The organism is Rhodobacter sp. 24-YEA-8, assembly GCF_900105075.1.
Classification (GTDB): Bacteria; Pseudomonadota; Alphaproteobacteria; order Rhodobacterales; family Rhodobacteraceae; genus Pseudogemmobacter.
Genome location: NZ_FNSK01000001.1, coordinates 936207 through 962871, shown reverse-complemented (window position 1 = coordinate 962871; position 26665 = coordinate 936207). Strand labels below are relative to the sequence as shown.

General features: G+C 63.6%; 25 protein-coding genes. 12 read left to right on the top strand and 13 right to left on the bottom strand.

Translation table 11 applies throughout. The features are described 5' to 3' along the window. Nucleotides 1-58 precede the first annotated feature (58 nt). A complete protein-coding gene (locus BLW25_RS04830; protein ID WP_092896852.1) occupies nt 59-1165 on the top strand; it encodes a pyridoxal phosphate-dependent aminotransferase in 1107 nt (368 codons plus the stop codon). A 9-nt stretch (nt 1166-1174) separates the two neighbouring features. On the opposite strand, the gene BLW25_RS04825 is transcribed toward BLW25_RS04830, so the two are convergent. The 3 genes from BLW25_RS04825 to gatB all read right to left on the bottom strand — a co-directional run bounded on the left by BLW25_RS04825 (nt 1175) and on the right by gatB (nt 3798). Continuing rightward, the gene (locus BLW25_RS04825) at nt 1175-1609 is read right to left on the bottom strand and encodes a DUF4177 domain-containing protein (protein WP_092896849.1); all 435 of its coding nucleotides are present in this window, start codon (nt 1607-1609) and stop codon (nt 1175-1177) included. A gap of 173 nt (nt 1610-1782) precedes the next feature. After that, a complete protein-coding gene (locus BLW25_RS04820) occupies nt 1783-2097 on the bottom strand; it encodes a DMT family transporter (protein WP_092896846.1) in 315 nt (104 codons plus the stop codon). A gap of 189 nt (nt 2098-2286) precedes the next feature. Continuing rightward, a complete protein-coding gene (gatB, locus tag BLW25_RS04815; RefSeq protein ID WP_092896843.1) occupies nt 2287-3798 on the bottom strand; it encodes an Asp-tRNA(Asn)/Glu-tRNA(Gln) amidotransferase subunit GatB in 1512 nt (503 codons plus the stop codon). Between the two features lie 395 nt (nt 3799-4193). On the opposite strand from gatB, the gene BLW25_RS04810 reads away from it, so the two are divergent. Beyond that, nucleotides 4194-4826, top strand: a complete 633-nt coding sequence (locus tag BLW25_RS04810) for a transglycosylase SLT domain-containing protein (protein WP_092896840.1) — start codon at nt 4194-4196, stop codon at nt 4824-4826. Between the two features lie 85 nt (nt 4827-4911). Here the strand turns inward: BLW25_RS04810 and BLW25_RS04805 are convergent, their stop codons facing one another. From BLW25_RS04805 to BLW25_RS04785, 5 genes are all read right to left on the bottom strand, one after another. After that, nucleotides 4912-5445, bottom strand: a complete 534-nt coding sequence (locus BLW25_RS04805) for a hypothetical protein (RefSeq protein ID WP_092896838.1) — start codon at nt 5443-5445, stop codon at nt 4912-4914. 120 nt (nt 5446-5565) lie between these two features. Then, entirely contained in the window at nt 5566-8217 is a 2652-nt protein-coding gene (gene pepN, locus BLW25_RS04800) for an aminopeptidase N (protein WP_092896836.1), read from the bottom strand. A 77-nt stretch (nt 8218-8294) separates the two neighbouring features. Next, a complete protein-coding gene (locus BLW25_RS04795; RefSeq protein ID WP_092896833.1) occupies nt 8295-8753 on the bottom strand; it encodes an NUDIX hydrolase in 459 nt (152 codons plus the stop codon). 464 nt (nt 8754-9217) lie between these two features. Next, entirely contained in the window at nt 9218-9685 is a 468-nt protein-coding gene (locus BLW25_RS04790) for an SRPBCC family protein (protein ID WP_092896830.1), read from the bottom strand. An 84-nt stretch (nt 9686-9769) separates the two neighbouring features. Next, on the bottom strand, nt 9770-10021 hold the full coding sequence (locus BLW25_RS04785; protein WP_092896828.1) for a BolA family protein: 252 nt from the start codon (nt 10019-10021) through the stop codon (nt 9770-9772). A gap of 86 nt (nt 10022-10107) precedes the next feature. On the opposite strand from BLW25_RS04785, the gene BLW25_RS04780 reads away from it, so the two are divergent. From BLW25_RS04780 to BLW25_RS04760, 5 genes are all read left to right on the top strand, one after another. Beyond that, nucleotides 10108-10743 (top strand): J domain-containing protein, encoded by a 636-nt coding sequence (locus tag BLW25_RS04780; RefSeq protein ID WP_092896825.1) that lies wholly within the window; start codon nt 10108-10110, stop codon nt 10741-10743. Between the two features lie 66 nt (nt 10744-10809). Next, nucleotides 10810-11286: a hypothetical protein gene (locus BLW25_RS04775; RefSeq protein ID WP_143040442.1), complete on the top strand. Its 477-nt coding sequence runs from the start codon at nt 10810-10812 to the stop codon at nt 11284-11286. 188 nt (nt 11287-11474) lie between these two features. Further along, nucleotides 11475-12449: a cobaltochelatase subunit CobS gene (cobS, locus tag BLW25_RS04770; protein WP_092896819.1), complete on the top strand. Its 975-nt coding sequence runs from the start codon at nt 11475-11477 to the stop codon at nt 12447-12449. A 206-nt stretch (nt 12450-12655) separates the two neighbouring features. Then, on the top strand, nt 12656-14524 hold the full coding sequence (gene cobT / locus BLW25_RS04765; protein ID WP_092896816.1) for a cobaltochelatase subunit CobT: 1869 nt from the start codon (nt 12656-12658) through the stop codon (nt 14522-14524). Between the two features lie 72 nt (nt 14525-14596). Beyond that, nucleotides 14597-16390 (top strand): aminopeptidase P family protein, encoded by a 1794-nt coding sequence (locus tag BLW25_RS04760; protein ID WP_092901521.1) that lies wholly within the window; start codon nt 14597-14599, stop codon nt 16388-16390. Nucleotides 16391-16403: 13 nt separating this feature from the next. On the opposite strand, the gene BLW25_RS04755 is transcribed toward BLW25_RS04760, so the two are convergent. Continuing rightward, nucleotides 16404-16808, bottom strand: coding sequence for a SufE family protein (locus tag BLW25_RS04755; protein WP_092896813.1), 405 nt, complete (start codon nt 16806-16808; stop codon nt 16404-16406). A 152-nt stretch (nt 16809-16960) separates the two neighbouring features. On the opposite strand from BLW25_RS04755, the gene BLW25_RS04750 reads away from it, so the two are divergent. Further along, nucleotides 16961-17413 (top strand): hypothetical protein, encoded by a 453-nt coding sequence (locus BLW25_RS04750; RefSeq protein ID WP_092896811.1) that lies wholly within the window; start codon nt 16961-16963, stop codon nt 17411-17413. Nucleotides 17414-17582: 169 nt separating this feature from the next. Here BLW25_RS04750 and rnd read toward each other — a convergent pair whose 3' ends face one another. Together rnd and BLW25_RS04740 are read right to left on the bottom strand one after the other, a co-directional pair. Beyond that, the gene (gene rnd, locus BLW25_RS04745; RefSeq protein WP_092896808.1) at nt 17583-18740 is read right to left on the bottom strand and encodes a ribonuclease D; all 1158 of its coding nucleotides are present in this window, start codon (nt 18738-18740) and stop codon (nt 17583-17585) included. Nucleotides 18741-19012: 272 nt separating this feature from the next. After that, the gene (locus tag BLW25_RS04740; RefSeq protein WP_092901518.1) at nt 19013-20065 is read right to left on the bottom strand and encodes an RluA family pseudouridine synthase; all 1053 of its coding nucleotides are present in this window, start codon (nt 20063-20065) and stop codon (nt 19013-19015) included. A 52-nt stretch (nt 20066-20117) separates the two neighbouring features. Between BLW25_RS04740 and BLW25_RS04735 the strand changes: the two genes are divergently transcribed. After that, nucleotides 20118-20453 carry a DUF6476 family protein gene (locus BLW25_RS04735; RefSeq protein WP_092896805.1) on the top strand — a complete coding sequence of 112 codons (336 nt, stop codon included), beginning with the start codon at nt 20118-20120 and terminating at the stop codon, nt 20451-20453. 35 nt (nt 20454-20488) lie between these two features. Here BLW25_RS04735 and BLW25_RS04730 read toward each other — a convergent pair whose 3' ends face one another. Beyond that, nucleotides 20489-21256: an alpha/beta hydrolase family protein gene (locus BLW25_RS04730; RefSeq protein ID WP_216279331.1), complete on the bottom strand. Its 768-nt coding sequence runs from the start codon at nt 21254-21256 to the stop codon at nt 20489-20491. A 266-nt stretch (nt 21257-21522) separates the two neighbouring features. Here BLW25_RS04730 and rpoH point away from each other — a divergent pair, with 266 nt between their 5' ends. Continuing rightward, nucleotides 21523-22419 (top strand): RNA polymerase sigma factor RpoH, encoded by an 897-nt coding sequence (gene rpoH, locus BLW25_RS04725; RefSeq protein WP_092896802.1) that lies wholly within the window; start codon nt 21523-21525, stop codon nt 22417-22419. A 222-nt stretch (nt 22420-22641) separates the two neighbouring features. On the opposite strand, the gene BLW25_RS04720 is transcribed toward rpoH, so the two are convergent. Then, entirely contained in the window at nt 22642-23319 is a 678-nt protein-coding gene (locus tag BLW25_RS04720; protein WP_092896800.1) for an HAD-IA family hydrolase, read from the bottom strand. A 142-nt stretch (nt 23320-23461) separates the two neighbouring features. Between BLW25_RS04720 and glmU the strand changes: the two genes are divergently transcribed. Both glmU and glmS read left to right on the top strand, forming a co-directional pair. Continuing rightward, nucleotides 23462-24811, top strand: a complete 1350-nt coding sequence (glmU, locus tag BLW25_RS04715; RefSeq protein ID WP_092896798.1) for a bifunctional UDP-N-acetylglucosamine diphosphorylase/glucosamine-1-phosphate N-acetyltransferase GlmU — start codon at nt 23462-23464, stop codon at nt 24809-24811. Nucleotides 24812-24815: 4 nt separating this feature from the next. Next, nucleotides 24816-26639: a glutamine--fructose-6-phosphate transaminase (isomerizing) gene (gene glmS / locus BLW25_RS04710; RefSeq protein WP_092896796.1), complete on the top strand. Its 1824-nt coding sequence runs from the start codon at nt 24816-24818 to the stop codon at nt 26637-26639. Nucleotides 26640-26665: the final 26 nt, after the last annotated feature.

The following is a 26665-nucleotide window of genomic DNA, read 5'->3' as shown; positions in this document are numbered from 1 at the left end:
CGCAGAGGCGTATCCCGCCTCTTGCCGGGGCACGGTGAAGCGGCCATTGTCGCGCATCATGAGCCGCTTCCTTACGCCCCGCATTGCCGCCCTTCCCGCCACCGTGCCCTTTACCGGCCCCGAGACGCTGGAGCGCCGCACCGGCCGCCCCTTCCGCGCCCGGCTGGGCGCCAATGAAAGCGGCTTTGGCCCCTCACCCCGCGCGCTGGCTGCGATGCAGGCTGCGGCGTCCGAGGTGTGGATGTATGCAGACCCCGAAAATTACGACCTGAAACAGGCACTTGCCGCCCGCCACGGCTGCACGCCCGACCATATCGCTATTGCGGCGGGGGTGGATACGCTGCTTGGTCTTTTGTGCCGGATGGTGCTGCAACCCGGCGAGACGGTGGTGACAAGCCTTGGCGCCTATCCGACCTTCAATTTCCACGTCGCGGGTGCCGGCGCCGACCTGGTCCGGGTGCCCTATCTTGGCGCGCATGAAGACCCCGAGGCGCTGCTTGCAGCGGCAAAGACCCATCGCGCGAGGCTCCTCTATCTCGCCAATCCCGACAATCCGATGGGCAGCCATCATCCCGGCGCCACGATCCGCGCGCTTGCCGATGCGCTGCCGCCGGAAACGCTCCTCGTGTTGGACGAGGCCTATGCAGAGCTCGCCCCGGATGAGGCGATCCCCGATATTTCCGCCGACCATCCGCAGGTGATCCGGTTGCGCAGCTTTTCAAAGGCCTGGGGGCTGGCAGGGGCGCGGGTCGGCTATGCGATTGCCGCGCCCGATCTTACCGGAAGTTTCGACCGGATCCGCGATCATTTCGGCATGGGGCGGATCAGCCTCGCGGGCGCGCTGGCCTCGCTGCAGGACCCGGACTGGATCCCGACCATCCGCGCCCGCATCAGCGCGGCCCGCGACCGGATGGGCGCGATCGCCCGCGAAAACGGGCTGGAGCCCCTGCCCTCGGCCACCAATTTCGTCACGATGGACTGCGGTCGCGATGGCGATTACGCGCGCCGGATCCTCGCGCAATGCGAGGCACGCGGATTGTTCATCCGCATGCCTGGTGTCGCGCCTCTGGATCGCTGTATCCGCATCAGCCTCGGGCCGGAGCCGATGCTGGATCTGGTCGCCGAAGTCCTGCCCGAAGCCCTGCGCGCCGCGCAGGGATCATAACCTGCGGGCCTATTCCGCCGCGACTTCGGGTCGCGCCGGACCAAGCGAGGGCGCAGAATTCACCTCACGGGGCTGGGCATGCAGAACCGGGGCCAGAACGGCGGCAGTCTCGGGGGCGGCGGCAACGGGGATCGCGGGCGCAGGCTCTGCGGGCGCAGCCGCAGGCGCCACCGCAGCCCGCGTGAATACCGGAGCGCGCGGCGCCTCGGCAAGGATTTCGCGGCGAAAGACCAGCATGTTCTGAAAGCTGGTTTTCGTGCCGGTCAGACCCGAACGCTCATCACAAGGCAGGCTGTCGGCGCGCACATAGTCCCAGCCTTCGGCGCCCAGCTCATTCATCACCGTGCTCAGGGCCAGCGCGAAACGCTCCTCCGCGGATTTGACGCCACGCGCCTTTTCGCCCCTGCGGGGCGCCGGAACAACCTTATATTCGAACCGTTGCATCCTGCTCTCCGGCTTTGGTTTCTTGCAGGCAGTTTAGTGAATTCTTCTCTGTAAGTCCAAATCACAAAACGGTTTTTCCGTAATCTGCCCCATTACCGCATCAGGCAGCCTATGTTGTGGGGCGCCCATCAGCGCGCCCCAGGTGATGGTAGATTGTCAGCCCGTTCCTGCGGTCAGGAGGACAGCTTCATCAGGATCAGACCACCGACGATCATACAGGCGGCAAGAATGCGCAGCGCCGTCGCAGGCTCGTGCAGGAATATGATCCCGACCACAAACGCCCCGACCGCACCGATCCCGGTCCAGATCGTATAGGCGGTGCCCAGAGGCAGCACCCGCATCGCCAGTGACAAAAGCCCGAAGCTGAACACCATCGCCACCAGCGTGATGACGCTGGGCCAAAGCTTCGTAAACCCATCCGAGAGTTTCATGCTATAGGCCCAGAGAACCTCGAGCACCCCGGCAACAATCAGAAAAATCCATGCCATTACGGCCATGCCTCCAGAAGAGCCGGGCCGTCCCGGGCAGAACCTGAGGCAACGGGGTCGTCCCCATGCCATCGGAGCGACGGTTTCACGCCCCTGGGCCGAAAATTAACACAGGCCCCGGGGCGGTCAAGCCATGCCGGAGCCTGTCTGTTTTCTGTTGCCCGAAGGCAACCACCCTTTGGCCGTGCCTCAGAGGCCGAGCTTTTTCATCACCAGATCGTTGACCGCACCGGGGGCCGCCTTGCCGCCGGTGGCCTTCATCACCTGGCCTACGAACCAGCCTGCAAGTTTCGGGTTCTGTTTGGCTTTTTCAACCTGGGCGGGGTTTTCAGCGATGATCTGATCGACCGCCGCCTCAATGGCACCCGTGTCCGTCACCTGCTTCATGCCGCGTTCCTCGACCAGAACCGCCGGGTCGCCGCCCTCGGTCCAGACGATCTCGAACAGATCCTTGGCAATTTTGCCCGAAATCACATTCGCGGAAATCAGATCGACAATGCCGCCAAGCTGGGCGCTGGATACCGGGCTTTCGCCGATTTCCTGGCCTTCCTTTTTCAGCCGGCCAAACAGCTCGTTGATCACCCAATTGGCCGAGAGCTTGCCATCCCTGCCCCTGGCGACCGCGTCGAAATAGCTGGCATTTTCCAGTTCAGCCGTCAGCACCGAGGCGTCGTAATCGGTCAGCCCGTAATCCGACATGAACCGCGCCTTTTTGGCATCGGGCAGTTCGGGCATCGATTCCGCGATCCCGTCGACCCAGGCCTGTTCGATTTCCAGCGGCAGAAGATCGGGGCATGGGAAATAACGGTAATCATGCGCCTCTTCTTTCGAGCGCATCGAGCGGGTCTCGTTCTTATCGGGATCGTAGAGCCGGGTTTCCTGCACCACTTCGCCGCCATCTTCGAGAATGGCGATCTGGCGGCGGGCCTCGAAATCAATCGCAGCCTGGATGAAGCGCATGGAGTTCATGTTCTTCAACTCGCACCGCGTGCCGAGATGGCTGAAATCCTGGCTCGCCTGGTATTTCTCATACTGGCCCGGGCGGCAGACCGAGACGTTGACATCGGCCCGCAGATTGCCGTTTTGCATATTGCCGTCACAGGTGCCGAGATAACGCAGGATCTGGCGCATCTTGGCGACATAGGCTGCGGCTTCCTCCGGCCCGCGGATATCGGGGCGCGAGACGATTTCCATCAGCGCAACACCGGTGCGGTTGAAATCGACAAAGCTCAGGTTCGGGTCGATGTCATGGATCGACTTGCCGGCATCCTGTTCGAGGTGGATGCGCTCGATCCTGACCAGACGCGCGACGCCCGGGCCCATTTCGACCAGAACTTCGCCCTCGCCCACAATCGGGTGATAGAGCTGGCTGATCTGATAGCCCTGCGGCAGGTCCGGGTAGAAATAGTTCTTGCGGTCAAAGGCCGAGCGCAGGTTGATTTCCGCCTTAAGGCCCAGCCCGGTGCGGACCGCCTGTTCGACGCAGAATTCATTGATCACAGGCAGCATGCCTGGCATCGCGCAGTCAACAAAGCTGACATTGGTGTTCGGCTCGGCGCCGAAGGTGGTCGAGGCCCCCGAGAACAGCTTGGAATTCGAGGCGACCTGGGCATGGATCTCCATCCCGATCACCAGTTCCCAGTCATGTTTCGCACCGGCGATAACTTTCGGAACGGGGGGCGTATAGGTCAGATCGAGCATAGTCCACCTCTGCGGCAGGTCGGGATCGGGTCGGTTGACAGAATCACACGCTGCGGGAGGCCGGAAAAAAACCCCGTTAAGCGGTCCCGACGGTGTTTAGGGCGCGCGCGGGTCGGGGGCAAGACCCGGCTGGCCCTGACCGGGGCGGCTTTCGCACAGGAAAGGCTGGGGGAGATCCCGGGCCAGATGCAGGGAAAAACCGCAGGAAAATGCCGCTTCGGGCAAAATCCCGCCAGGTTCCCGCCAGGAGCACTGGCGAGAACCCGCCGGTTTTTCGCACAGAACTTTGCATATCCGGGCTTTGCCGCTTATTGCCGCACCGTCGATTCCCCTGGCCTGCCTCTTATCCGGTTCGCCCTTTCGGCATTGTCCCGAGGCCATAGAAGGCAAGAAGCATGAAAATCTCCAGGTTGGGTCTGCGTGCCCTTGCGGCAGTAACGGTTGCCCTGTCTCTGAGCGCCTGCGTTCAGGCCGGTGGCAGAACCAAAGCAGTTCCCTCCGAGAGTTTCATCGCCACCTCGCAAATGGGCTGGGAGCGCTATTCCGGATCAAAGGAATGGACCTATGAGGCCCTGGCCGCCGTGTCTCAGAAGGATGCCGAGCTTTCGGCGCGCGTGCCCTCTGATATCGCAAGCTGGTGCCCGGCCTATAAATCGGCATCGGTCGAACAACGCCGCGCCTTCTGGGTCGGGCTGATGCATGCGGTTGCGAAACATGAAAGCACCTGGAACCCGAAAGCTTCGGGCGGTGGCGGGCGCTATATCGGGCTGATGCAGATCTCGCCGCGCACGGCGGCCTCGCATGGCTGTGACGCGCAATCGGTTTCGGCACTGAAAGACGGTGGCGAGAATCTGAGCTGTGCGGTCGAGATCTTCTCGAAAGCCGTGGCACGGGACGGGGTTGTTGCCGGCGCCGGCAATCAGGGCATTGGCCGCGACTGGGGCCCGTTCCGCAAATCCGAAAAGCGCGCCGAGATGGCGGCCTGGACATCGGCTCAGCCCTGGTGCTCGGGGTCAGCGAAACTCTGATCCGGGCCATGATGGCGCGGATATGAAAACGGCCCCTTGCGGGGCCCTTTGACTATTCGGGTCAGGGGAAAAGCGCGCACCCGCCTCAGCTGACGCGGAACTGGCGGGCAATGTCGTCAAGCGCGTCACGCTGGCGCGGCGACAGGTTGCCATCGCGCGAGGCGGCTGCGATGTCTTTCACCACCTGCATCAGCGGCGCGAAACCCTCGGCGCCCTTCAGTTTCCACACCCGTTTTGTCAGCCGTTTCAACCCCGGATCGACGCCTTTCGATTCATTGATCAGCCAGCGGCCCAAAATCACCGCCTCTTCTGCGCCCGCCCGGTCATAGCCGAGATGACGTTGCAATGAGATCAGCAGCGCATCCTGTTGTTCAGAGGTCGGCAGACCCGTCAATTCCAGAAAGGCAAGGGCTGCGCCGGCGATGGCGACATCGCCATCCTGCAGGCTTTCCACCGGATGTTCGTTATAGCGGCGCCGAAAGCCAAAGCGGCGTGCCGCAGACATGACATCCTGCGCGACGCCGACCAGATCCTGCGCTGCCTGCCCGGCCGCCTTCATCCGCCAATACCAGATGGCCGCCGTCGCAATGATCCCGAGAAGTGCGATGATAACCGGCAATGGTATACCTCCAACAATTCACGTCTGAAATTCACGCTCATGTGAAGACATCTGGCTTTGCAGGTCAATATCCTGGCCGGAGGCTTGCGGCTTCCGGCAGGTTTTCCTGACCTGCGGCCGTTACCTGGCCGCGAGCATTCGCCCGGCCATTTCCGACAGATCCCGGCTGAGGCCGGGCGTGGCGAGGATGCGGCTCAGCGCGGCTCGGATCAGACCCTGGCGCGTCGCGTCATAGCGCGGCCAGGTCTCGAACGCGGTCGACATGCGGGCCGCCGTCTGCGGGTTCAGCGGGTCCAGCTGCAACAGCCAGTCCGCCAAGAGCCGGTAGCCCGAGCCATCCGCGCGGTGGAAGCCCGCGTGATTGGCCGCGAAAGCGCCGAACACCGCGCGGAAGCGATTGGGGTTCTTCAGGTCGAAATCCGGCCTCTGGGTCAGCTCACCAACCAGCGCCGCCACCCGCTCCGGTGCGGCGCAGCTGATTTGCAGCGAGAACCATTTGTCCATGACATTGCGGTCAGCGGACCAGCGGGACGCGAAGGCCGTCAGTTCCGCCTCGCCCGCACCAATATCCAGCAGCGCCGTCAACGCGCCGATGCTTGCGGTCATATTGCTGGCGGCGGCAAAGGCCGACCTCGCAGCGGCCCCATCCTCCACACGCGACAATAGCGCAAGCAGCGCATTGGTCAGCGCCCGCCGCCCCGCACCGGCAGCGTCCGGGAGGAAGGGGCCGGTATCGGCCAGACCCCGGATCAGCCCGTCCAGATCGGCTTTGAGCGCTTGAGCCAGGTCCTGCACGGCAAGGCGACGGGCGGCCCTTATCGCGTCGGGATCGGGTTCGATACCCTGATCATGCAGCGCCTGGGCCAGATCATCCTCGCCCGGCAGGCGCAGCAAAAGCGCGCGGAAAGCAGGATCAAGCCCCCGATCGCGGATCAGCGGCACCAGGGCCCGGATCCAGCCGGCCAGAAGGTCATCCTTGCCCCGCACCAGATCGGTCAGCATCTCGCGCGCGAGCGAGCGGCCCGCCTCGTAGCGGTTGAAGAGGTCACTGTCATGGGCGAGCAGGAAGGCGCGCTCGGACGCTGTGGTCTCACGCTCCAGCACCACGGGCGCCGAGAACCCGCGCAGGACAGAGGCCACCGGGCGCGCCGCAAGCCCGTCGAATGTGAAGGATTGCTCGGTATCTGTCATCTCGAGCACCCGGGTCGGCACCACCTCGGACCCGTCCGGCGCGAGGAGCCCGACCGCAATCGGGATCACCTTCGCCGTCTTCTGCGCCTGGCCGGGCGTCGCCGGACTGTTCTGGCGGAAGGTCAGCGTATAGCGCCCGTTTTCAAAGCTTTCGCAAAGGTTCAGACGTGGGGTGCCGGCCTCGTGATACCAGCGGCTGAACTGGCTCAGATCTCGGCCGGTCACGTCTTCAAAGACCTTCAGCCAGTCTTCGATGGTCGCGGCATCGCCATCATGGCGGGTGAAATAAAGATCAAGCGCCTGATCCCAGGCCGCATCACCGACCAGGGTCTTCAGCATTCCGATCAGCTCGGCGCCTTTTTCATAGACGGTGGCGGTGTAGAAATTGTTGATCTCGACAAAGCTTTCGGGCCGCACCGGATGCGCCAGCGGCCCCTGATCCTCGCGGAACTGCCGGGCGCGGAGCAGCGCCACATCCTCGATCCGTTTCACCGCATGGGACCGCATATCGCCCGAGAATTGCTGATCGCGGAAGACCGTCAGCCCCTCTTTCAGGCAAAGCTGGAACCAGTCGCGGCAGGTGATACGATTGCCGGTCCAGTTGTGGAAATATTCATGCGCGATGATCGCCTCGATCCGGCCGAAATCGTCGTCTGTGGCGGTCTCGGGGCTGGCCAGCACGAATTTGGAGTTGAAGATGTTCAGCCCCTTATTCTCCATCGCGCCCATGTTGAAATCATCGACGGCGACGATGTTGAAAACGTCGAGATCATATTCGCGCCCGTAAACCTCTTCGTCCCATTTCATCGAACGGATCAGGCTGTCCATCGCCCAGGCGCAGCGATTTTCATCACCCGGACGGACCCAGATCTCCAGATCGACGGCGCGGCCTGACCGCGTGGTGAAGCTGTCGTGATGCGCCACGAGATCACCGGCCACCAGCGCAAAAAGATAGGCGGGTTTGGGCCAGGGGTCATCCCATTCCGCCCAGGACCCGCCGCGCCCCGCCGGATTTCCGTTGGACAAAAGCACCGGCAGATCGCTTTCGATGCGGACATGAAAGCGCGCCATCACATCGGGACGGTCGGGGTAGAAAGTGATTTTGCGAAAGCCCTGGGCCTCGCATTGCGTGCAATACATGCCGTTCGACATGTAAAGCCCCTCAAGCGCGGTATTCGAGACCGGATCGATCTCGACCAGCGTTTCCAGCGTGAAGGGACCATCGGGCAGAAGGTCGGCGGGAATGGTCAGCCCGCTCTCGTCCGGGGTCAGATCCAGCAGCGCCCCGTCAAGGCGCAGCGAGATCAGCCGCAGATCCTCGCCGTCAAGCCGCAGCACATGGCGGCCCTTCGCCTCGGGATTGGGGCGCAGATGCAGCTTTGCCGTAACTTTAGTGGATTTCGGCGCAAGCTGGAAGGTCAGCCCGACCCGGTCGATCAGATGGCTGAAGGGGCGGTAATCGGCCAGCCAGACGGTGCGCGGGTCAAGGGCCCTGTCCGAACCGGCATCAGCGGAGGGGGTTTCTGCGACAGATGGCTCGGCGACGGAGGGCTCGTCGGGGCTGGAATGATCGGCGGTCATGGCGATTTCCCTTTCCTTATATACGAATACCTGGACGCCTGCCCCGACGGTTACAAGGGGCCGGCCTGAAGATCAGTTCAGGGGGCGGCAGTCGCTGCCTCGTGAAGCGCCGCGCGCAGAACCGCATCGACATCCGCGCTCATCGGAAGGCCGCGGGCCAGCACCGTGTCCCAGGGGAACCAGGCGGCCTCTTCGGCATCATCCGCCGCCAGGACCTCGCCCGAAAGGTAGCGGCAGACCACCGGCACCAGGAAATAATGCCAGGCCACCCCCGCTGTGCCCGCCTGCGCCGGCCCGATGATATCAAGCCCGGGCAGCTGGCCCATGACAGACGCGATGATCCCGGTTTCCTCGGTCAGCTCGCGCAGGGCCGCGTCGCAGACGCGCTCGCCGAACTCCACCTTGCCGCCGGGATAGCCCCAGAGCCCCTGATCAGGCGGGTTCCGGCGCCGCACCAGCAGCACCCTTCCCTCATGTGCCACCACGGCAAGCGCAGCCAGACGCGGGGTTGAAACAGGAGGCGGGATCCGGGTCATGGCAAAACGCTCCTTCATCTGCACCCTCGCCAGACGGTGCCCGGCCTGGCAGAATGGCAGCAGAATCAGGGGTGAAGTCCATAACAGAGCCGCGCGAAAAACGGGGATATCGCAATCTTCTGGCGCTGACCAATGTCGCGACCACCACCATGGCAGCCGACGCCGCTACGACACTGCTGGCGGCAGGAGATAAGGTGTTTGTCGATAGGCGCGACCCACGCGAGCCGAAGCGCGAGGCGCCGATCCCGGCGACCCGCGCGGCATGCTGGCAGCCTGGATCGATGCTGCCAGCCCCTGGCACAAGCCCTGGCTGGCCGAAGACAGGCTTTACGTTGACTGTTGCGCCTCTGGCTGGCGTTGCCCGCTGGCAGCAGAGGTCGCGGGCCAGATGGGGGCTGACTGCGCGAGCCCTCGTGGCGGCTTAACAGGCTGGCAAGCCGCAGCCCCCCTGCCGCATCCGGGGATTAAAGCGTCAGCGCAAGCTCTCCCAGTTGATCGGCAGCCGCGCCCCAGCCCTCGTGAAAGCCCATTTTCTCATGCTCTGCCTTTTGGGCCGCCGTGCGGTGCAGCGCATTGGCGCGGTAAAGCGAGCCCGCACCGTCGGGCAGGACCTCCATCACTGCGGTAAAACCAAAGCTGCCATCATTCGGATGCCAGCCGCCGCGCATCAGATCGGTCCAGACGAGGCGCCGCCCGGGAACCACCTCAAGCACGCAGCCATGACCCGGCATCTCGCCATGCCCCGGCACATCCATCACCGAACGGAAGGAGCCGCCCGGCCGCAGATCCAGGCTGACATCGCGGGTGACAACGGGGCGCGGCGCGAACCAGGCTTCGATCAGGGCGGGCTCGGTCAGACAGCGCCAGATGCGGTCGGGCGCGGCCTGAAAGCGGCGCTCGATCCGCAAATCGGTCTCGGGATTGAACGGCATGGCATCCTCCCTGCATATCCACGTAAAGAAAGCCTCGCATATCCGCAGCCGGGGCAGCAGTCCCCCCCGGCCCGTAAGCCGGATTCAGCCGATATCCAGCGCCAGCGCGTGGATGCGCCCGGGGATATCATCAAGCGCTGCCAGCACCGCGCGATGCCTGGCAATCCGGCTCATCGGTGCGAAAACACCCGCGCGGATGCGCACCGCGAAATGCGTCTCACCCGTGCCATCATCGCCGGAATGCCCGGCATGGCGGTGGCTCTCATTCAGCACTTCCAGCTCCTCCGGCGCGAAGGCCGCGCGCAGCTTTGTCTCGATTTCGTCAATCACGGGCATTTTCACCCACCCCCTCTTCAATCCGCCGGTAAATCACCTAAACTTGGCCGCCCGAGTCGGAAAGGCAGCATAAGGCCCTCTATCCAATGGTCAGTAAGAACCCATTCGAATTCGATCTCCGTGTTTCCACGGATAAGAAGCGTAAATCCGCCGGCCGCCGCGCCGGTGTCTCTGCGGCTGCAACCTCGACGCATCGCTGTGACTACCCTGATTGCGACAGAGGCGGCGAGTTCCGTGCGCCGAAATCGCGTGAGCAGCTCGATGAATTTTTCTGGTTCTGTAAGGACCATATTCGCGAATACAATCTGAAGTGGAACTTCTTTGACGGCACCTCGGATGAGGAATTCAGACGCATCGTCGAGAAAGACCGGCTCTGGGAACGTGAGACCAAACCGTTTTCCAAAAAGGATGACGGCAATGCCTGGGCCCGGATGGGGGTGAATGACCCGCTGGAGATCCTTGGCGAAAAGGGCACCCGGTCGGCGCCCTCGACCGCCTCGACCGGCGCGACGCGCAAACTGCCGCCAACCGAGCGCAAAGCGCTGGAGATCCTCGATTCCCGCGACACCATGACCAAAACGGAAATCCGCAAGCAATACAAAGGCCTGATCAAGGTTCTTCATCCCGATATGAATGGCGGCGACCGCAGCCAGGAAGAGATGCTGCAAGAGGTGGTCTGGGCCTGGGATCAGATCAAGGACAGCCGCTATTTCCGCGACTGAGCCGGCTTTGAGAGGCATCGCCACAGGCATTTGCGGCCGCAAGCCATATGAGGGCGGGCGGGCAAAATGAGCAGAATGCAGAATGCTGCGGTCATGGCGCTGGCGACCTTACTTGCGCTGGCGCTTGGCATTGCCCTTGCGGAAGAGCCGGCGCGGGTTCTGGGCTTGTATGGCCAAACCTCGACGCCCTGGTTTCTGATTGGCTTCGCGGCAATTGCCGCGGCGCTTTTCACCCCGCTCTGGCGACGGGCCGGCTGGTGGCCGCAGATCACTTCGGCGCTCATCATCCCGGTTTACGGCGTCAGCGCCCTGATCGCGGGGCTGAGCTTTGATCGCCTTGTCGCGCCGCTGACCCTGACGGGCCAGATCGACGCGAAACTTGTGCCTTCGCTGCCCAGGGCGCTGGCTGAACTGCTGACTGCACTGCCCGCGCTGGCAGCGTTTCTCCTGCAACATGCAAGCCTGTCGCTGATCGTGCTTGTCGCCGCCGTAGTGATCTGTGAGCGGTGCTCGGCCGGCAGCAACAGCGCCACGCCAGGCTGAGAAAAGCCCGGCGCCCATCTGCTATCCCCTGCTGGCGAGGTTTGCGGAGCCAAAACTTGGGACATCACTGCTGAGGCTCGCGCCGATGGCGGTTACAGTCTCCCGACCAAAGCCGCTCTTGCACGTCTGTGCGTAATGTTCCATGAACTCGGGACCGCCTGAAATTTGCCCGAAATCTGGACGTAACCATGCCCGATAATGCGATCAAGCCGACCGAAGAGATCTCTGTCCGCGAGGTGTTCGGCATCGATACCGATATGCGGGTCAAAGGCTTCGCCGATCGCACAGATCGCGTGCCCGAGATCGACAGCACCTATAAATTCGACCCCGATACCACGCTCGCGATTCTGGCAGGCTTTGCCTATAATCGCCGGGTGATGATCCAGGGCTATCACGGCACCGGGAAATCGACCCATATCGAACAGGTCGCCGCGCGGCTGAACTGGCCCTGTGTGCGGGTGAACCTCGACAGCCATATCAGCCGGATCGACCTGATCGGTAAGGATGCGATCAAGCTGGAAGATGGCCGCCAGGTGACGAAATTCCAGGAGGGCATCCTGCCCTGGGCCCTGCGCAACCCGGTCGCCATCGTGTTCGACGAATATGATGCCGGCCGCGCCGATGTGATGTTCGTGATCCAGCGCGTGCTGGAACATGATGGCAAGCTGACGCTGCTCGATCAGAATGAGATCATCACGCCGCATCCGTCCTTCCGACTGTTTGCAACCGCGAATACGGTGGGCCTTGGCGATACGACCGGCCTCTATCACGGGGTGCAGCAGATCAACCAGGCCCAGATGGACCGCTGGTCGTTGGTCGCCACGCTGAATTACCTGTCACATGATGCGGAAACCGCCATCGTTCTGGCAAAGAACCCACATTACAACACGGCCGAGGGCCGCAAGACCATGAGCCAGATGGTAACAGTAGCCGACCTCACCCGTACCGCCTTCATGAACGGCGATCTCTCGACCGTGATGTCGCCGCGTACCGTGCTGAACTGGGCCCAGAACGCGCAGATCTTCCGCAATGTGGGCTATGCGTTCCGGCTTTCCTTCCTGAACAAATGCGATGAGCTGGAGCGTCAGACCGTCGCCGAGTTCTATCAGCGCTGCTTCAATGAAGAGCTGCCGGAATCCGCCGCCTCGATGGCAATGAGGTAAGAAGAAGACGGGGGGCTGCCTGCCCCCCGCGGCCTTCGGCCTCCCCCCGGGGATATTTCCAGACAAGTGAAAAGAAAGCCTCTTTCATCTGTCCTTAAATATCCTCGGGGGGAGGGCCGCGCAGCGGACCGGGGGGCAGACAGCCCCCTTCCCGGTCCCTGGTATTTCCCTTGCATCTCCACCCGCGCCGGTGACAGGGTCCATCCATGAACAAGCCCGCCGATAATCCCGCCGATCCGTTTAAAAAAGCCCTTGCCGAGGCCACGAAGGTGCTGGCCGACGATCCGGAGATGACCGTTTCCTATTCGGTCGACCCGCCCGGCATGAACCGCGATGGCGTCCGGCTGCCGCAGGTGTCGCGGCGTATGACGCGGGACGAGGTAATGCTCGCCCGTGGTACGGCGGATGCTTTCGCGATGCGGCGCAAGTTTCATGATGAGAAGACGGCGGCGAAATATGCGCCGGTCGGACAGCTGGCCCGCGATATTTACGAGGCGATGGAGACCGCGCGCTGCGAGGCGATGGGCGCCCGTGTGATGCCCGGCACCGCCACCAATATCGATGCGAAAATCGGCCAGGAGGCGGATCGCAAGGGTTATTCGCAGATCAGTTCAGCCCAGGATGCGCCTTTGCCGGTCGCGGCGGGCTATCTGGTCCGCGCGCTCGCGACCGGGCGTAAATTGCCTGCGGGCGCCGAGAATGTGATGTCGCTCTGGCGCGGCTTTATCGAGGAACAGGCCGGCGGCACGCTGGGAAGCCTTGATGAGGTGCTCTCAGATCAGTCGGCTTTCGCACGGCTGGCGCGCCAGGTGATCCAGGATCTTGGCTATGGCGATCAGCTGGGCGATGACCCGGATCGTCCCGATGACGACGAGGCCGGTGACGAGGCCGAAGAGGATCAGGACAGCCCCGACCAGCAGGATGGCGAGGAGGAGCAGGGCGAAGAGGCCGAGGCCTCGCCCGAGCGATCCCAGGAAGAACAGCAGGACGAATCTCAGGCTCAGGTCCAGATGGACGACAATGCCGAGATGGAGCTTGGCGATGAGACCGAGATGCCCGAGGGCGAGGCGCCGCTGGAGCCGCCGCCCCCCGCGCCCCATTCCGATGCCGATCCGAATTACACCGTCTACACGACCCAGTTTGACGAAGAGATCCGCGCCGAAGAACTGGCGGAACCGGCAGAGCTGGAACGGCTCAGGGCCTATCTCGATCAGCAGCTTGATCCGCTGAAAGGCGCGGTCGGGCGGCTGGCGAACAAATTGCAGCGGCGTCTGCAGGCGCAGCAGAACCGGTCATGGCTCTTTGATCTCGAAGAAGGCGTGCTGGATGCCGGGCGGCTTGCACGGGTTGTTGCGAACCCGACCACGCCGCTTTCGTTCAAATGGGAAAAGGATACCGAGTTCCGCGACACGGTGGTGACACTGCTGATCGACAATTCGGGATCGATGCGCGGGCGGCCGATCTCGATCGCGGCGATCTGCGCCGATGTGCTGGCACGGACGCTGGAGCGCTGCCAGGTCAAGACCGAGATCCTCGGCTTTACCACCCGTGCCTGGAAGGGCGGCCAGAGCCGTGAGAAATGGCTCGCCGAGGGCCGTCCGCAGCAGCCGGGCCGGCTGAATGATCTGCGCCATATCATCTATAAAAGTGCCGATGCGCCCTGGCGGCGGGTGCGCCCGAATCTCGGCCTGATGATGAAAGAAGGGCTCCTGAAGGAAAACATCGATGGCGAGGCGCTGGAATGGGCGCATCGCCGGATGCTGGCGCGGCCCGAGGCGCGGCGCATCCTGATGGTGATCTCGGATGGTGCGCCGGTTGACGATTCGACCCTGTCGGTGAACCCGGCGAGCTTCCTTGAGAAACATCTGCGCGATGTGATCGCGATGGTGGAAAAGCGCCGCGCGGTCGAGCTGATCGCGATCGGGATCGGCCATGATGTGACGCGCTATTATCAGCGTGCGGTCACCATCACCGATGTCGAGCAGCTGGCGGGAGCCATGACAGAGCAGCTGGCGGGGCTTTTTGACAAGGATCCGAAAGCAGTCAAACGGGCCGGACTGCGGAAAACGGGCTGAGGGGGCGCTGCCCCCGTCGCCTTCCGGCTCCTCCCCCGGGATATTTTCGGACAGATGAAAAGGGCTGCCGCGATGTTTCAGAGCTTTGACAATCCAGCCTCGCCGGAAGAGGGGCCGGGGCGGCTTGCGGCGTTGCGGCAGGTCATGGCGGCAGAAGGGCTTCGGGGCTTCATCGTACCGCGCGCCGATGCACATCAGGGGGAATATGTCGCCGATTGCGATGCGCGGCTCGCCTGGCTGACGGGGTTCACCGGATCGGCCGGGTTCTGTGTAGCGTTGACGGATCGGGCCGGCGTCTTCATCGACGGGCGGTATCGGACCCAGGTTAAAGATCAGGTCGATCTGGCGCATTTCACGCCGGTTCCCTGGCCGGAAATTCAGGCTGCGGAGTGGATCCGGAGCGCAGCTGTTGCTGGTGTGATCGGCTTCGACCCCTGGCTGCATACGCGCGATGAGATCCACCGGCTGGAACGCGCGCTTGAGGGCAGCGCTGTGACGCTCAGACCCTGTGGCAATCTGATCGACCAGATCTGGGTCGACCGGCCGGGCGCGCCCTGTGTGGCAGCCTTTGCGCATCCCGAAGCGCTGGCCGGAGAGGGCGCCGCTGACAAGCGCCGCCGGATCGGGGCGGCGCTGGCCGCGCGCGGCGAAGCGGCGGCGGTGGTCACCCTGCCCGATTCGATCTGTTGGCTGCTGAACATCCGGGGCGGCGATGTGCCGCGCAATCCGGTGGTGCAGGCTTTCGCTGTGATCTTTGCCGATGGCCGCGTCAGTCTCTTTGCGGAACCCGCGAAGTTTGATCCGGAGTTGCTGGCGATGCTGGGCCCCGAGGTCACGTTGCGCCCGCCCGCCACTTTCGCGCCGGCGCTGCGCCTGCTTTCCGGCCCCGTGCGGCTTGATCCGGGATCAGCGCCGCTGGCGGTCTGGTCTGAGCTGGCGGAGGCCGGCATTGCGGTCAGCGCCGGTCCCGATCCCTGTCTTCTGCCGAAGGCGCGCAAGAACGCGACCGAAATTGCGGCCACCGCCGAAGCGCATCTGCGCGATGGAGCCGCGATCTGCGAATTCCTGTGCTGGCTTGACGCCAACGCGCCCGGCGATCTGACCGAAATAGCGGTGGTTAAGGCGCTGGAGGGGTTTCGCCGCGCGACCAATCTGCTCCATGACATCAGCTTTGACACGATCTGCGGCGCCGGTTCAGACGGGGCGATTATCCATTACCGGGTGACGGAAGAAACCGACCGCGCTCTGCGCGATGGCGAGTTGCTGCTGGTCGATTCCGGTGCGCAATATCTGGACGGCACCACCGATATCACCCGCACCATCGCGATCGGCGACCCGGGTGATGAGGCGCGCAGCTGTTATACGGCTGTGCTGCGCGGCATGATCGCGGTCTCGACCGCGCGCTGGCCGCGCGGGCTGGCCGGGCGCGATCTCGATCCGCTGGCGCGACAATTCCTCTGGACGCGCGGTCTCGATTACAATCACGGCACCGGGCATGGGGTCGGCGCGTTTCTTTCGGTGCATGAGGGGCCGCAGCGGATCTCACGGATCTCGGAAGTTCCGCTGGAGCCGGGGATGATCCTTTCCAATGAGCCGGGCTATTACCGCGAAGGCGCTTTCGGCATCCGGCTTGAAAACCTGATCGTGGTGACAGAGGCCCCTGCCCTTGGCGACAACCGTGACCAGCTTTGTTTCGACACGCTGACCTGGGCGCCTTTTGACCGAAGGCTGATCCATAAGGCACAGATGTCGGCGGATGAGCGCGCCTGGCTCGACCAGTATCACGCAAGAGTGCTGGCGCTGATCGGGCCGCGCGTCACCGCGCCGACCCGGGCCTGGCTGGAAGCCGCCTGCGCCGCACTCTGATCAGTTGCCCCGATCAGGCACCGGCAAGAAGGCGAATGCGCCCGATCATCGCGCGCAGCCCGTTCGAGCGCTGCGCCGAGAGGTTTTCCTTCAGGCCGATCCGCGCGAATTCCGCCTGCGCATCGACCCTGAGGACCTCGGCCGGCGTCAGGCCCGCGTAAAGCGCATGCAGAATCGCGATCAGCCCGCGCACGATCATCGCATCCGAGTCGCCCTGGAAGTCGAACCGCTCCGGTGTGATCTGCGGGCGCAGCCAGACCTGGCTCGCGCAGCCCTCGACCTTATAGGCGGGAACATGGAAACTGGCATCCAGCGCCGGCATCGCCTTGCCCAATTCAATAACATGGCGGTAGCGCTCTTCCCAGTCGTCCAGGAATTCCAGGGTCTCGGCAATTTCCTCGAATGCGGGCGTGGCCATGGCGGTTCTCCTTCTGCCAGTCTGGCCTAGCGCCGCGCGCGGGCAAGGTCCAGAGTGCTCGCGGGGCAAGGATGCGGACAAGGATCTGCTGCGGCGGCTTTTCAAAGCGCCACTTTCACGATACCGAAGGGGTGGAAGATGGAGAATGACGGATGATCCGCAAAGCGACCGCTGTTTGCCTTTTGCTGACGCTTGCCGCCTGTGGCGGAATGAGAGACAGCCGGCTGAACCCGTTCAACTGGTTCGGGACATCAGAGCCTGCGGAAAAGGTGGTGATCAAGGAGACACCTCAGGACAGGCGCGAGCGGGTCCAGACGGTGCTTGATATGAAGATCGAGCAGGTCTCCTCGGGCGCGATCGTCCGGGCGACGGGGCTGACGCCGACCCAGGGCTGGTGGGAAGCGTCACTTGTGCCGCAACCGGTAACACCGGAAGGTGTTCTTGTGCTGGATTTCCGCATCTCGCCCCCGTTCGAGACGCAGCCCGTCAATACGCAACGCTCGCGAGAAGTGACCGTGGCGCTGCATCTGTCGAAGATCAGACTGGCCAATGTGCGTAAGATCGTGGTCCAGGGCGCGAATGACGCCCGTTCCGCCGGTCGCTGATGGGGGCTGCCTGCCCCCACGGCCTTCGGCCTCCCCCGGGGATATTTTCAGACACGTGAAAAGAAAGTGTCTTTCATCTGTCCTTAAATATCCTCGGGGGGAGGGCCGCGCAGCGGGCCGGGGGGCAGACAGCCCCCCTTCTTCTTATGTCACAGTTCCAGGCTGATGATCAGATCCGGATCGTACGGATTTCCGTGCCTTTGGCCGTCAGCGCGATCTCGCCCTTGCACAGCCGCAATGCCTCGTCACCGAAGACCTCGCCGCGCCAGCCTTTCAGCGCTTCGACATCGCGCTTGCCTGCCGCAATAGCATCCAGATCCGAGGCGGCCGCGATCAGCCGGGGCGCGACGCCCAGCTGTTCGGATTTCGCTTTCAGCAGCACCCGCAACAGATCCGCCAGCGCCCCATTGGTCTGCGGCTGATCGGGTTGCTGCACCACCCTGGGCAGGTCTTCGGTCCGCGCCTCCATCCCGGCCTGGATCGCGGCAAGAATTCCTTCGGCGATCTCGGGCTTTCTGCCCTCGCGCAGCAGGAGTCGCGAGCGACCGAGCTCCTCCATCGAGGTCGGGCGGGTCGAGGCAAGCTCCAGCAGCGCGTCATCCTTCATCACCCGCGAGCGCGGTACGTTCTGCCCTTGCGACCAGCTTTCGCGGAACTTCGCCAGTTCGCGCACAATGGCCAGGAACCGCCCGGACGAGGTGCGGGTCTTGATCCGCTTCCAGGCCTCATCCGGATGCACCGTATAGGTCGCCGGATCGGTCAGCACCGCCAGCTCTTCTTCGACCCAGGGCGCGCGGCCGTTCTTCTTAAGCTGCGCCGCCAGCCATTCATAGATCACCCGCAGATGGGTGACATCGGCCAGGGCATATTCCTTCTGTGCGTCAGACAAAGGCCGGCGCGACCAGTCGGTGAACCGCGAGGTCTTGTCGAGATTGGCCCGCGCGATCTTCCTCACCAGCGTTTCATAGCCGACCTGCTCGCCGAAACCGCAAACCATCGCGGCGATTTGCGTATCGAACAGCGGCACCGGGAAGACGCCGCCTTCGACGAAAAAGATCTCCAGATCCTGGCGCGCCGCATGAAAGACCTTCACCGTCGCCTCATGGCGGAAGAGGTCATAAAGCGGCTCCATCGACATTTCTTCGCCGATGATCGGATCAACAAGAACCGCGTCGCCGTCCTTGCCCGGAAGCGCCATCTGAATCAGGCAGAGTTTTGACCAATAGGTGCGCTCGCGCAGGAATTCGGTGTCGATGGTGACATAGGGGGCTGATTTGGCCGCTGCGCAAAATGACGCAAGCTCTTCGGTCGTGGTAATGGTGCGCATCTGTCCTCGCGTTTGCGGGGGCGTCCCGCCGGTGATCTGACGACAGGAACGGGGCCGGCCGCAGAATTTCGATCCGCGTTCCACCTGCCCCGGTCAGTCTGCTCCTGCCGCATTTTCTGCGCCAAAGCGTCAGTCTCTGGCCGGGAAAAGGCCTCAGGCGCAAAACCTGAAAGAAACCGGAATTTCCTTTTTCTAATCGCCGCAAACCTGATTGGAAAGAGGAATAGCATCCGCCTCCCACCGCCGGTTCTTTCGGGGATGCGGAGCCGCCCTCAGCCGGGCGCCCCCGCCGCGCGCAGCGCACCGAGCAGTGCCGCCATATCTTCGGGCAGGTCGGAGCGAAACTCCAGCCGCTCACCTGTCACCGGATGATCGAAGCCAAGGCTTGCCGCATGCAGCGCCTGGCGCGGAAAGGCGGCGGCGGCCAGTGCGGCCTCACCGAGAAGTTTCTCCGACAGTTTACGCCGCCCGCCATAGGTCGGATCGCCGATCAGACCATGGCCTGCCCAGGTCAGATGCACGCGGATCTGATGGGTGCGCCCGGTCTCGAGCCAGCAATCGACCAGGGCCGCCTGCCCTGAAAACCCCTCGACCACCCGGGTCCGGGTCACGGCATGGCGCCCCTCTGGCGGCCAGGTCACTGCCTGTTTCTGACGGTCGGTGCGGTGTCGGGCGAGGTTCGTCGCGATCCGGATCACGCCGCCGGGTTCAAAACTGACCCCGCGCGTGCCGCGCAGCCTCGGATCCGACCCTTCCGGCACCCCGTTGCAGATCGCGAGGTAATGGCGCGTGACCGTATGGGCCTCGAACTGTGCCGCGAGCCCGTGATGCGCCCGGTCGGATTTCGCCGCGACAATCAGCCCCGAGGTCTCTTTGTCGATCCGGTGCACGATGCCGGGGCGGCGTTCGCCGCCGATCCCCGAAATGCGGTCGCCGCAATAATGCAAAAGCGCATTGACCAGGGTGCCCGAAGGCGTGCCGGGCGCCGGATGCACCACCATCCCCGCCGGCTTGTCGATCACGATCAGATCGTCATCTTCCCAGATCACCGTCAGCGGAATCGCTTCGGCAAGGGTTTCCACCGCCTCGGCCGGGCCTATACGGATCTCCCAGACCTCGCCTGATGCGGTCTTCGCCTTCTGATCGGTGACCACCACGCCCGCGCGGCTCACAGCGCCCGCCTCGATCAGACGCGCGAGCCTCGAGCGCGACAATGCCGCTTCCTCTGGCACAGCGGCGCTGAGCGCCTTATCAAGGCGCGGCGCGGCATCCGGGCCGAGGGTGACGGTGATCAGCCCGCCCTGAGCCGGGCCTTCCGGGGCCATAGCCGCAAGATCGTCGTCGTCGAGAAAAGATTCAGGTGTGAAAGGTTCAGTCATGGCTCAGGCCCCGAAGGAGAATGCGGAAGAAATTGCGCTGCCGCCCTCGCTGCGTTTCCTGAAGGCGCTGGTGATCGTGCTGATGCTGAGCATGATCGCGGGTGTCATAACCGTGACCCTGCTGCTTGTCACGCGCCTGCGCGCGCCTTTATCCGATACACCTGCGGTGACAGCGCCCCTGCCCGCAGCCTTGCAGCTGCCCGCGGGCGAGATTGCGGCCTCGGTTGTGCCCGGCCCGGACTGGATCGGCGTTGTCACTGGCGCAGGCCGCATCCTCATCTTCAACCAGGATGGCAGCCTGCGCCAGAAGATCGAGGTCACTCCCGCCCCCTGACCACTGCCCTGTAGCGGTAGGGCGGGGCGAAAGGATCATTCCGCCACCAGCGCCTCAAGATAGAGATCCATATGCGGCTGCCAGAGCGCGGGCCTGAACATCAGCGCATGACCGGCCTGCAAAGCCACAAACCGCCCCTGCCCGCCTGCGGCCCGAAAGACCTCGAAATTGCTGCGGCAGTGAGTAATGCGGTAATACTGGTCCTGATTGCCATGCAGCCACAGCGTCTCATGCGCCCCGCCAGCCCCACGCGCAAACAGCATCGGGTTGACCTGGTCCAGCGCCGGACAGGCCCGCCCCAGCCAGCCGCCATTGAAACTGACCGCGCCGCGAAACAGGCCTGGCCGCATTCCGGCGAATGCAATCGCGAGGATCCCGCCGCGCGACACGCCGCCAGTCACCAGCCGCCCCTGGTCGACATCCGGCCAGAGCAAGAGCCCGCGCATCACCGCGTCAAGATCCTCGACCGCCCGCTCGAACCCCGCAAGCGCGATCTCCGCCTCGCAGGAATAGCCCGAACCATCGGCCGCAAGCCCTTCCCCGTAGCCCCCTCCCGATTTCCCCCGGCCGCGCCGCTGCGGGAAAACCACCATCCAGCCCCGGGCCGTAAAATAGTTGCTGATCACCGCCGGGCTGACGCTGCGCCGGAACATGGCCGGGCTCCGCCCGCTGCCGGTCGAGCCATGGTTGAACAGCATCACCGGATAGGGCCCGGGCCGCGATGGTCGCGCCACGACAAGCTCCAGCTCCACCCCCGGCTCGCCTGCGGGCAGCATCACCTTTGAAATGCGCGGCTTCTCCATTCTGACGGCTCCTCCCAGGTTTGCCGGATTTTCTGCCCCCGGGTTCTGCCCCGGCGCGCCGCGAGACACCATACTGCGCGCGCCCACTGCCCGCGCCCTGACATTCCCGTGAACCGATCGACACAATTCTTATTATCGGGATCCAAACGCCCCATCTCACGTTCATCTTCCACGGATCGCTCCCTTGTAAGGAGGATCCCCGGATCATAAGTGAAATCATCCTCCGGGGGCTGATGGCACCGGAAGAGAAAACAGGGGGCAAATGCATGAGCACCTATACCAACCTTCCCGCACCGAGCCCTGAACAGGGCCTGAACCGCTATCTCCAGGAAATCCGAAAATTCCCGCTCCTCGAACCCGAGCAGGAATATATGCTGGCCAAGGCCTGGACCGAACGCCAGGATCCGAAATCAGCACACCAGCTGGTGACCTCGCATCTGCGGCTCGCCGCCAAGATCGCCATGGGCTATCGCGGCTATGGTCTGCCCCAGGCCGAAGTGATCTCCGAGGCCAATGTCGGGCTGATGCAGGCGGTCAAACGCTTTGATCCGGAAAAGGGCTTCCGTCTCGCGACCTATGCGATGTGGTGGATCCGCGCCGCGATCCAGGAATATATCCTGCGGTCCTGGAGCCTCGTGAAAATGGGCACCACTTCGGCGCAGAAGAAACTGTTCTTCAACCTGCGCAAGGCCAAGGCCAAGGTCGGCGCGCTGGAAGAGGGTGATCTGCGCCCCGAAAATCTCGCCCAGATCGCAAAGGATCTGTCGGTCAGCGAAGATGAGGTGGTTCAGATGAACCGCCGCCTCTCCGGCTCAGATGCCTCGCTCAATGCCCAGATCGGCGGTGATGGCGATGGCGCCACGCAATGGCAGGACTGGCTCGAAGATGAAGACAGCGACCAGGCCGGCGCCTATGCCGAAAAGGACGAGCTCGACACCCGCCGCGAGATGCTGACTGAGGCGATGTCGGTGCTGAATGACCGCGAGAAAGACATCCTGATGCAGCGCCGCCTCGCCGACGAGCCGGTCACGCTCGAGGAATTGTCGGAAAGCTACGGCGTCTCGCGCGAACGCATCCGCCAGATCGAGGTCCGCGCCTTCGAAAAACTCCAGGCGAAAATGCGCGATCTCGCCCGCGGAAAAGGCATGGCGATCCCGGCCTGATCCCTGACTTCCCACTGACAAATGCCCGGCCCCCGCGCCGGGCCTTTTTCTGCCTGAAACGCAGCCCTCTAGGATCGCCCCTGCCAAAAGACCGCGCTCGCCGGCAATCTTCCACAGCCACCCCCATTCCGGCAACATAAAAGCCGGTCCCTCCTCCCGCCTTTCATCTGTCCTTAAATATCCCGGGGGTGAGCGGCAAAGCCGCGAGGGGGCTGGCCCCCTCTACCCGATCAGCCGCGCCACGATCCCCGGCAGACCCTCATAGTGATCGAGCAGCGCATCCGGTGCCAGCCGCGCAATCCCCGCGCCCTCCGGCCCGAATGTCACCAGAACCGAAGGCACCCCCGCCGCGCGCGAGGTCAGCAGATCGGTCTCGGTATCCCCGATCAGCAGCGAGCGCCCGACCACCCCGCCCGCCCGATCCACCGCCAGATGATAGGGCGCCGGATCGGGCTTTCGCACCGGCAAAGTATCCGCGCCCACCAGCGCGCCGAACAGATCGCGCACTCCAAGCTGGCGCAGAAGCTCTTCTGCCAGCGCGTAGGGCTTATTCGTGCAGACCGAAACCTTATAGCCGGCCATGCGCAGCGCCTCGACCGTCTCGACCGCGCCGGGATACATCCGCGTCTGCACCGCAATCGCGTCGCGGTAATGGCGCAACAGCTCGGGATAAAGCCGCTCCATCGCCGCGCCCTCCGGCACCACCTGTCCCAGCCGCCCGAAGCCGAGCCGCAGCATCGCCCGCCCGCCATGAAACGCCGTCAGACTGTCAGCCGATGTCAGCGGCGCGCCCTGCCCCATTTCGGTGAAACAGGCATTGGCCGCCGCCAGCAGATCGGCGCTGGTATCGGCGAGCGTGCCATCAAGGTCAAAGACCACGCAGGCGCCATCGTCACGCATTCGATGCCTGCGGGCGCCTTCCGGCGCTTTCCCGGGCGAAAGCCGATCTTGCAACATGCCGCAATCCTCTGTGACCGCCGCCCCCCTTGGCGGGCCTGTCTGGCTTCGGTAGAACGGCCCTTAAACAAAAGGAAGGGGCAGAATGCAGGTCTCGCTCATCATCCTGGCGGCAGGCCAGGGCTCGCGCATGAATTCGGATCTTCCGAAGGTCCTGCATAAGGTCGCCGCCGCGCCACTTTTGCATCACGCGATGGCAACGGGCGCCACGCTCTCTCCGGTCGCGACCATCGTTGTGGTGGGCCATGGCGGTGACGAGGTCGCCGCATCTGCACTGAAATTCGACCCTGATGTGGTGATCACCCGCCAGGAGGAACAGAAAGGCACCGGCCATGCGGTCGACCAGGCCCGTGCTGCGCTGGAAGGCCAACCGGGCGATGTGATCGTGCTTTACGGCGACACCCCCTTCATCCGCGCAGAAACGCTCGAGGCGATGCTTGAGGCGCGGGCAAGGAATGCCGTGGTGGTGCTCGGCTTCCAGGCCGCAGATCCCGGCCGCTATGGCCGCCTGATCACCGAGGGCGAAAGCCTGGAACGCATCGTTGAATATAAGGATGCGAATGAGGCCGAACGCGCGGTCACCCTGTGCAATTCGGGCGTGATCTGCGCCTCGGCGAAAGACCTCTTCGCGCTGATCGCGGAAATCGGCAATGCGAATGCCAGCGGCGAATATTACCTCACCGATGTGGTGGGGATCGCGCGCGCGAAAGGCCTCACCGCCACTGTGGTTGTCTGCGACGAGGCCGAGACGCTGGGCGTCAATACCCGCGCGCAACTGGCCGAAGCCGAAGCCGCCTTCCAGGCCCGGGCAAGAGCAGAGGCGCTGGAGACCGGCGTCACCCTGACCGCGCCCGAGACCGTGTTCTTCGCGCTCGACACCATCATTGGCCGCGATGCGATCATCGGCCCGAATGTTCTGTTCGGCCCCGGTGTCACCATCGAATCCGGCGCGGAAATCAAGGGTTTTTGCCATCTTGAGGGCTGCCATGTCTCGCGCGGGGCCGATGTCGGGCCGTTTGCGCGCCTGCGCCCCGGTGCCGAACTGGCGGAAGATGTTCATGTCGGAAATTTTGTCGAGATCAAAAACGCCATTCTCGATGAAGGCGTCAAGGTCGGCCACCTGACCTATATCGGTGATGCCGATGTTGGCGAGTTCACTAATATCGGTGCAGGCACCGTCACCTGCAATTACGACGGCGTGATGAAACATCGCACCCGGATCGGCAAACGCGCCTTTATCGGATCGGACACGATGCTGGTCGCGCCGGTTACGGTAGGCGATGATGCGCTGACGGGATCGGGTTCGGTGATCACCGAAGACGTGCCCGCCGGTGCCGTGGCTCTGGGCCGCGCGAAACAGGTCAGCAAGCCCGGTCTCGCGCTGAAACTGATGGAAAAGCTTCGCGCGATCAAAGCCGCGAAGAGCAGAGGATAATCCCATGTGTGGCATAGTTGGTGTTCTGGGCAATAACGAAGTGGCGCCGCTGCTGGTCGAGGGGCTGAAGCGGCTGGAATATCGCGGCTACGATTCCGCAGGGATCGCCACGGTGAACAGCGGGCGGCTGGACCGCCGCCGCGCGGTGGGCAAGCTGGTGAACCTCTCGGATCTGCTGGTGCATGAGCCGCTGGCAGGGAAATCCGGCATCGGCCATACCCGCTGGGCGACCCATGGCGCCGCGACAGTGGTGAATGCGCATCCCCACCGCGCAGGTGGCGTGGCGGTGGTTCATAACGGCATTATCGAGAATTTCCGCGCGCTGCGCAGCGAGCTGGCGGAAGACGGTTATGTCCAGGAATCCGAGACCGATACCGAAACGGTTGCGCTGCTGCTGAAACGCAGCATGGACAAGGGCGCGACCCCCATCGAGGCCGCGCGTGAGACCCTGCCCCGGCTCGATGGCGCCTTCGCGCTTTGCATGCTGTTCGAGGGTGAGGATGATCTGATCATCTGCGCCCGCAAGGGCAGCCCGCTCGCCATCGGGCGCGGCGAAGGCGAGATGTTTGTCGGATCAGACGCGATTGCGCTGGCGCCGATGACCGATCGCATCACCTATCTCGAAGAGGGTGACTGGGCGGTTCTGACCCGCAAAGGCGCCGAGATTTTCGACGCCGCAGGCCGCCGCGCCAACCGGGCCGAGACCCGCATCCAGCTGGGCGCCACCCGGGTGGAAAAGGGCGGCTACAAGCATTTCATGGCCAAGGAAATCGCCGAACAGCCGGTCGTGCTGGCCGATGCTTTGCGCCATTATACCGGATCAAGCGCCAGCCCGGCGCTGAACCTGCCCGAGGGCCTCGATTTCACCAATATCGACCGGGTGGTGATGGTGGCCTGCGGCACGGCAAGCTATGCCACCCATGTCGCGAAATACTGGTTTGAGCAGATCGCCGGCATCCCGGCGGAAATCGACGTCGCATCCGAGTTCCGCTACCGCGAGCCGGTGCTCTCGGATCGCTCGATGGCACTGTTTGTCAGCCAGTCGGGCGAGACCGCCGATACTCTGGCCGCCCTGCGTTATGTGAAGGAAAAAGTGGCGAAGGTGGTCTCGGTCGTGAATGTGCCGACCTCCTCGATCGCGCGCGAAAGCGATCTGGTGCTGCCGATCCTTGCGGGCGCCGAGATCGGCGTCGCCTCGACGAAAGCGTTTTCCTGCCAGCTGATGGTGCTGGCGCTGATGGCGCTGAAAGCCGCCTCTGACCGGGGCAGGATCACGGCAGATGAGCTGACCGCGCGCATCGTCAGTCTGCGCAATCTGCCAGGGCTGCTGAATGCGGCACTGGCGCTGTCAGACCAGATCGCGACGGTGTCGAACGAGCTGGCAGAGGCGCGCGACATCCTCTTCCTCGGGCGCGGGCCGATGTATCCGATGGCATTGGAAGGTGCACTTAAGCTGAAAGAAATCAGCTATATACACGCCGAAGGCTATGCATCGGGCGAGCTGAAACACGGCCCCATCGCATTGATCGATGCCAATGTGCCGGTGATCGTGATGGCGCCCTCGGACCCGCTCTTCGACAAGACGGTGTCGAATATGCAAGAGGTGATGGCACGTCATGGCAAGGTGCTTTTGCTGTCGGATGCGGCGGGCATTGCCCATGCCGGACAGGGCACCTGGGCGCAGCTGACGCTGCCCGAAGTCGACCCGGTCTGGGCGCCGATCCTTTACGCGGTGCCGGCGCAGCTGCTGGCCTATCATACCGCGATTGCGAAAGGCACCGATGTGGACCAGCCGCGGAACCTTGCGAAATCGGTGACGGTGGAGTGATCGGCGGGGCCGAAAGCCCCGCCCTC

Excerpts from the sequence above, each read along its gene's own strand:
- BLW25_RS04810 (WP_092896840.1), top strand. The coding sequence starts at position 4,194 with ATGAAAATCTCCAGGTTGGGTCTGCGTGCCCTTGCGGCAGTAACGGTT.
- BLW25_RS04735 (WP_092896805.1), top strand. The coding sequence starts at position 20,118 with ATGGCTCAGGCCCCGAAGGAGAATGCGGAAGAAATTGCGCTGCCGCCC.
- glmU (WP_092896798.1), top strand. The coding sequence starts at position 23,462 with ATGCAGGTCTCGCTCATCATCCTGGCGGCAGGCCAGGGCTCGCGCATG.
- BLW25_RS04785 (WP_092896828.1), bottom strand. The coding sequence starts at position 10,021 with ATGCCCGTGATTGACGAAATCGAGACAAAGCTGCGCGCGGCCTTCGCG.
- BLW25_RS04780 (WP_092896825.1), top strand. The coding sequence starts at position 10,108 with ATGGTCAGTAAGAACCCATTCGAATTCGATCTCCGTGTTTCCACGGAT.
- rnd (WP_092896808.1), bottom strand. The coding sequence starts at position 18,740 with ATGCGCACCATTACCACGACCGAAGAGCTTGCGTCATTTTGCGCAGCG.
- BLW25_RS04720 (WP_092896800.1), bottom strand. The coding sequence starts at position 23,319 with ATGCGTGACGATGGCGCCTGCGTGGTCTTTGACCTTGATGGCACGCTC.
- BLW25_RS04730 (WP_216279331.1), bottom strand. The coding sequence starts at position 21,256 with ATGGAGAAGCCGCGCATTTCAAAGGTGATGCTGCCCGCAGGCGAGCCG.
- BLW25_RS04795 (WP_092896833.1), bottom strand. The coding sequence starts at position 8,753 with ATGACCCGGATCCCGCCTCCTGTTTCAACCCCGCGTCTGGCTGCGCTT.
- gatB (WP_092896843.1), bottom strand. The coding sequence starts at position 3,798 with ATGCTCGATCTGACCTATACGCCCCCCGTTCCGAAAGTTATCGCCGGT.
- rpoH (WP_092896802.1), top strand. The coding sequence starts at position 21,523 with ATGAGCACCTATACCAACCTTCCCGCACCGAGCCCTGAACAGGGCCTG.
- BLW25_RS04830 (WP_092896852.1), top strand. The coding sequence starts at position 59 with ATGAGCCGCTTCCTTACGCCCCGCATTGCCGCCCTTCCCGCCACCGTG.
- BLW25_RS04740 (WP_092901518.1), bottom strand. The coding sequence starts at position 20,065 with ATGGCCCCGGAAGGCCCGGCTCAGGGCGGGCTGATCACCGTCACCCTC.
- BLW25_RS04775 (WP_143040442.1), top strand. The coding sequence starts at position 10,810 with ATGAGCAGAATGCAGAATGCTGCGGTCATGGCGCTGGCGACCTTACTT.
- BLW25_RS04790 (WP_092896830.1), bottom strand. The coding sequence starts at position 9,685 with ATGCCGTTCAATCCCGAGACCGATTTGCGGATCGAGCGCCGCTTTCAG.
- cobS (WP_092896819.1), top strand. The coding sequence starts at position 11,475 with ATGCCCGATAATGCGATCAAGCCGACCGAAGAGATCTCTGTCCGCGAG.
- cobT (WP_092896816.1), top strand. The coding sequence starts at position 12,656 with ATGAACAAGCCCGCCGATAATCCCGCCGATCCGTTTAAAAAAGCCCTT.
- pepN (WP_092896836.1), bottom strand. The coding sequence starts at position 8,217 with ATGACCGCCGATCATTCCAGCCCCGACGAGCCCTCCGTCGCCGAGCCA.
- glmS (WP_092896796.1), top strand. The coding sequence starts at position 24,816 with ATGTGTGGCATAGTTGGTGTTCTGGGCAATAACGAAGTGGCGCCGCTG.
- BLW25_RS04825 (WP_092896849.1), bottom strand. The coding sequence starts at position 1,609 with ATGCAACGGTTCGAATATAAGGTTGTTCCGGCGCCCCGCAGGGGCGAA.
- BLW25_RS04760 (WP_092901521.1), top strand. The coding sequence starts at position 14,597 with ATGTTTCAGAGCTTTGACAATCCAGCCTCGCCGGAAGAGGGGCCGGGG.
- BLW25_RS04755 (WP_092896813.1), bottom strand. The coding sequence starts at position 16,808 with ATGGCCACGCCCGCATTCGAGGAAATTGCCGAGACCCTGGAATTCCTG.
- BLW25_RS04750 (WP_092896811.1), top strand. The coding sequence starts at position 16,961 with ATGATCCGCAAAGCGACCGCTGTTTGCCTTTTGCTGACGCTTGCCGCC.
- BLW25_RS04820 (WP_092896846.1), bottom strand. The coding sequence starts at position 2,097 with ATGGCATGGATTTTTCTGATTGTTGCCGGGGTGCTCGAGGTTCTCTGG.